Source organism: Candidatus Annandia adelgestsuga (assembly GCF_003956045.1).
GTDB classification, from domain to species: Bacteria; Pseudomonadota; Gammaproteobacteria; order Enterobacterales; family Enterobacteriaceae_A; genus Annandia; species Annandia adelgestsuga.
The window spans coordinates 329,992-334,746 of record NZ_CP026513.1 but is presented as its reverse complement, the minus strand read 5'-3'; the positions used below and the strand labels follow the sequence as shown (position 1 = coordinate 334,746).

General features: G+C 16.3%; 5 protein-coding genes. 2 read left to right on the top strand and 3 right to left on the bottom strand.

Going from position 1 to position 4,755, the window contains the following annotated elements; all coding sequences use genetic code 11:
- Positions 1 to 6 precede the first annotated feature (6 nt).
- Positions 7 to 813 carry a bifunctional DNA-formamidopyrimidine glycosylase/DNA-(apurinic or apyrimidinic site) lyase gene (mutM, locus tag C3B56_RS01740; protein WP_126071697.1) on the top strand — a complete coding sequence of 269 codons (807 nt, stop codon included), beginning with the start codon at positions 7 to 9 and terminating at the stop codon, positions 811 to 813.
- Positions 814 to 856: 43 nt separating this feature from the next.
- Complete coding sequence (locus tag C3B56_RS01735; protein ID WP_126071696.1) at positions 857 to 1,819, top strand: ATP-dependent 6-phosphofructokinase; 963 nt, start codon at positions 857 to 859, stop codon at positions 1,817 to 1,819.
- 6 nt (positions 1,820 to 1,825) lie between these two features.
- Here C3B56_RS01735 and tpiA read toward each other — a convergent pair whose 3' ends face one another.
- The 3 genes from tpiA to hslU are packed head-to-tail and all read right to left on the bottom strand — an operon-like array spanning position 1,826 to position 4,323.
- Positions 1,826 to 2,593, bottom strand: coding sequence for a triose-phosphate isomerase (gene tpiA, locus C3B56_RS01730; protein ID WP_126071695.1), 768 nt, complete (start codon positions 2,591 to 2,593; stop codon positions 1,826 to 1,828).
- Positions 2,590 to 3,360 (bottom strand): FAD-binding oxidoreductase, encoded by a 771-nt coding sequence (locus C3B56_RS01725; protein ID WP_126071694.1) that lies wholly within the window; start codon positions 3,358 to 3,360, stop codon positions 2,590 to 2,592. Before C3B56_RS01725 ends, tpiA begins: the two co-directional genes overlap by 4 nt.
- A 48-nt stretch (positions 3,361 to 3,408) precedes the next feature.
- The gene (gene hslU, locus C3B56_RS01720; protein WP_232817399.1) at positions 3,409 to 4,323 is read right to left on the bottom strand and encodes an HslU--HslV peptidase ATPase subunit; all 915 of its coding nucleotides are present in this window, start codon (positions 4,321 to 4,323) and stop codon (positions 3,409 to 3,411) included.
- Between the last annotated feature and the right edge of the window lie 432 nt (positions 4,324 to 4,755).

Here is a 4,755-nt window from a genome sequence, read left to right as displayed (position 1 = left end):
AAAAAAATGCCTGAATTACCAGAAATAGAAAATATCTGTAGAGATATGAATAAAATTTTATTAAATAAATTAATTTTATATACAACAATTCGTTGTAATAAATTTAAAAAATATGTTTCTAAAGAAATTAAAAACATTAAAAATAAAAAAATACTTGATATTAAAAGAATTGCCAAATATATAATTATAAAAATAAAATCAGGATATATTGTTATACATTTAGGAATGTCAGGTAGTTTGTTTTTATGTTCAAAAAATGAAAAAATTAGTAAACATGATCATGTAGATTTAATAATAAATAATTTTATTTTACGTTATAATGATCCTAGAAAATTTGGTTTATTTTTATGGAGTAAAAATATATATAAAGAAAAATTTTTTTTAAGATTAGGAATAGATCCATTAAATAAAAAATTTAATTTATATTATTTATTTAATAATATTAAAAAAAAAAAAATAAAAATAAAAGATTTTATTATGAATAATAAATTTATTGTAGGTATAGGAAATATATATTCAAATGAAATTTTATTTAAATCTAAAATATTACCATATAAAATTTCTATGAATATAAATTTATATGAATGTAATAAATTACTATGTAGTATTAAATATATATTAAATAAAGCTATTAAATATAATGGTACTACAATAAAAAATTTTATTAATATTAATAAAAAAATAGGTAATTTTCAAAAATTTTTAAAAGTATACAAAAAAGAAAATAAAAAATGTATTAATTGTAATTTTTTAATAAAAAAAATTATTCAAAAAGGAAGATCAACTTTTTTTTGTAAAAATTGTCAAAAATAATTCTATTTAAAATAAATTTTATAAAAATATTATAAGGATTTTTATGATAAAAAAAATTGGAATATTAACTAGTGGTGGTGATTCTCCAGGAATGAATAATGCTATAAGAAGTATAGTTTTATCTTCTATAAAATTAAAAATTAAAATAATAGGTATTTTTGATGGTTTTTTAGGTCTATATAAAAATAGAATGATTAAATTAAATTTTAAAAGTGTTTTTAATCTAATAAATATAGGAGGTACGTTTCTAAGAACATCTCGTTTTCCAAAATTTGTTAAAAAAAAAATTAGATTAAAATCAATTAAAAATTTAATATCTTCTAAAATAGATGCTTTAATAATAATAGGTGGTAATGGATCATATATGGGAGCAAAATGTTTACATGAAATGGGTTTTACTTGTATATGTTTACCTGGAACTATAGACAATGATATAAATGGAACAGATTATACTATTGGTTATAGTACAGCTTTAGAAAATATAGTTAAATCTATTGATAGTTTAAGAGATAATTCATCTTCACATCAAAGAATATCTATTGTTGAAATAATGGGTAGAAATTGTGGTGATTTAACTTTAAATTCTGCTATAGCAGGAGGATGTGATTTTATAATTTTACCTGAAATACCATATAATTTTTTAAATTTAATTAATAATATTAAAAATAAAATTAATTTAGGAAAAAAACATTTAATAATAGCTATTACTGAAAATATATGTAATATAAAAAAACTTGCAAAATATATAGAAATAACTACAAAAAAAGAAACTAGAACTACTATTCTAGGATATGTTCAAAGAGGTGGTATACCTATTGCATATGATAGAATTTTAGCTTCTCGTATGGGTTTTTTTGCAGTAGAATTATTATTAAAAGGATATTCTGGAAAATTTATTGGTATAAAAAATGACAAATTAATATTTCATGATATAGATTATGCTTTTAAAAAAAAAAAAAAAATATTTAAAAAAAAATGGATGGAAAATATACAAAAAATATTTTAAAAGTTTCTAATTTTTTAAATTAGAAACTTCTTTAATAATTTTAATAAAAGAATTTAATTTTAATGATGAATTTCCAATTAATAATCCATCAATATCATGTTGTAATATAAAAGATTTAGCATTTTTTTCATTTACTGAACCACCATATTGAATTATAATATTTTTTGAAATTAATTTATCATATTTTGAAATATATGATCTTATTTTACTATGTACATTTTGAACATATTCAGGTTTTGCAGATTTTCCTGTTCCAATAGCCCAAATTGGTTCATAAGCAATTACAGTATTATTTAAAGATTTAATTCCTAGTTTTTTTATAATAATTTTAATTTGATTAATACAAATTTTATTCGTTAATTTTTTTTTTTTTTCATCATAATTTTCTCCAATACATATAATAGGTATAAGATTATATTTTTTTAATAAGATAAATTTTTTTAAAACTGTAAAATTATTTTCATAATAATTAATTCTTCTTTCAGAATGTCCTAAAATTACATATTTAACACCTACATCTTTTAACATTTTAACAGATAAATCACCAGTAAAAGAACCAAAAACATTAACATCTACATTTTGTGCCCCCAAATTAATATTTTCATTTAATGTTAAATAATTAAATGCATCTAAATATAATGATGGAGGAGTGATTACAATATTACAATTTTTATATATATTTTTTTTTTTTTTTTTAAAATTATTTATAAAATTAATCAAAAATTTTTTATTTCCATTTAATTTCCAATTTCCAACAATTAAAATTTTTTTCATAAATTTTCCTTAATTATAATATTTTTCCAATAATTTTCAATTGTAATATTTCCTGGAATTCTACGCAAATTTTTTTTCATATTATATTTTTTTTTTAATAATTTTTGAGTTTCTATTATCATATTAGGATTGCCACATAACATAATATGATCATTTTTTTTATTAATCTTAATATTAGTTTTTTTTTCTATAACCCCATTAGATATTAATTTTGGAATTCTTCCTAAAATTGATATATTACTTTTTTCTCTACTTACTATTAATATAACTTTTAATTTATTTTTATATTTTTTTTTTAAATTATTAATTAATATTAAGTAACTAAGATCTTTTATAAATTTTACAGCATGAACTAATATTAAATTTTTAAAAAAAGTTAAATTTTTTTTATATTGTAAAATAGATAAATAAGGACCAATAGCTGTACCTGTAGAAAACATCCATAAATTTTTACATTTAGGTATTTCATTTAATGTAAAAAATCCAAAAGATTCTTTGGTAATTAAAATATAATCATTTTTTTTTAAATTATATAATTCATTACTTAAATTACCTGAATTTATTTTAACAATATAAAATTCTAAATTTTTATTATTTGGAGAATTTACATAGGAATAAGCTCTTCTAATATTATTTTTTGATTTTAAAGTTGTTAAACGAACAAATTGTCCTGCTATAAAATTATTGATTTTTGCTTTTAAAATTATACTAAATAAATTATTATTCCATATATTAATTTTTTTTACTTTAGCTTTAATCCATTCCATTGTAATCCTATAAATTTAAACTTCTATTTTTAAAATAGAAGTTTAATACTATATAATAAAACGGTTTGTATTTTCATCTAAATTTAATTTTTCTAAATATTTATCTACATATTCTTTATTAATAATAACATTTTTATTAAATTTATTATTTTTATTGAATAATGTATATTTCATTAAATTTTCTAAAATTGTATGTAATCTTCTTGCACCAATATTTTCTATATATTCATTTATATTCCAAGCTGATTTTGCAATATTTTTAATTCCATTTTTAGTAAAATTTAAATTAACCCCTTCTGTGGACATTAAAGAATTATATTGTATTATCATAGAAAAATCAGGTTCTATTAAAATTTTTTCAAAATCATTTATTGTTAATGATTTCATATTTATTTTAATTGGTAATCTACCTTGTAATTCTGGAATTAAATCAGATGGTTTATTAATTTGAAAAGCCCCTGATGCTATAAATAAAATATAATCTGTTTTAACTTTACCATATTTAGTATTAATTTCACAACTTTCTATTAATGGTAATAAATCTCTTTGTACTCCTTCTCTTGAAACATCAGGACCATTATTACCATTTTTTTTACATATTTTATCTATTTCATCTATAAATACTATACCATTATGTTCAACTCTTTTTATTGCTTCTTTTTCTATTTTTTTTTTATTTATTTTTTTAGCTAATGTTTCTTCAATTAATAAATCTATGGCATCTTTTATTTTAATTTTTTTAATTTTTTTTTTTTTTAAATTATTTAATTTATAAAATATAGATTGAATATTGCTAATTATGTTTTCTATTCCTAAAGGAGCTAAAATTTCTATTCCAATTCTATTATTAGGATATTCATTAATTTCTATAAAATTGTTATCTAATTCTCCTGTTCTTAATTTATTTCTTAAATATTTTTTAGTTTTAAAATAATTTTGTTCATCTAAATCATTATTATTTATATTTTTTTTTAAATAATTATTTTTATTTAAATAAAATAAATTTAAATATTTTTTATTTTTTTTAAATTTATTTTTTTTAAATTTATTTATATTTTTTAAAAAAAAATTTAAAATTGAATTTTTAATTTTTTTTTTTCTTATATAATAAGAATTAAAATTACTAATATCTTTATTACTTAATAATAAATATATATAGAAATTTTTATTTATTTGATTTTCTAAATTTATATTTTTAAAATTTGTTTTAACATTTTTTTTTATATCTAATATAGTAAATATATTAGATATTTCTTTAATATTTTTTTTTTTATTTTTTATATGTTTTAAATAAATATAAAATAATTTTTTATTATATAAAAAATTATTTTTATTATTTATTTTATTTTTTTTAAATAAATTTTTGAATATAATATATTTTTTTTTTTATTTTTT

Excerpts from the sequence above, each read along its gene's own strand:
- C3B56_RS01725 (WP_126071694.1), bottom strand. The coding sequence starts at position 3,360 with ATGGAATGGATTAAAGCTAAAGTAAAAAAAATTAATATATGGAATAAT.
- tpiA (WP_126071695.1), bottom strand. The coding sequence starts at position 2,593 with ATGAAAAAAATTTTAATTGTTGGAAATTGGAAATTAAATGGAAATAAA.
- C3B56_RS01735 (WP_126071696.1), top strand. The coding sequence starts at position 857 with ATGATAAAAAAAATTGGAATATTAACTAGTGGTGGTGATTCTCCAGGA.
- mutM (WP_126071697.1), top strand. The coding sequence starts at position 7 with ATGCCTGAATTACCAGAAATAGAAAATATCTGTAGAGATATGAATAAA.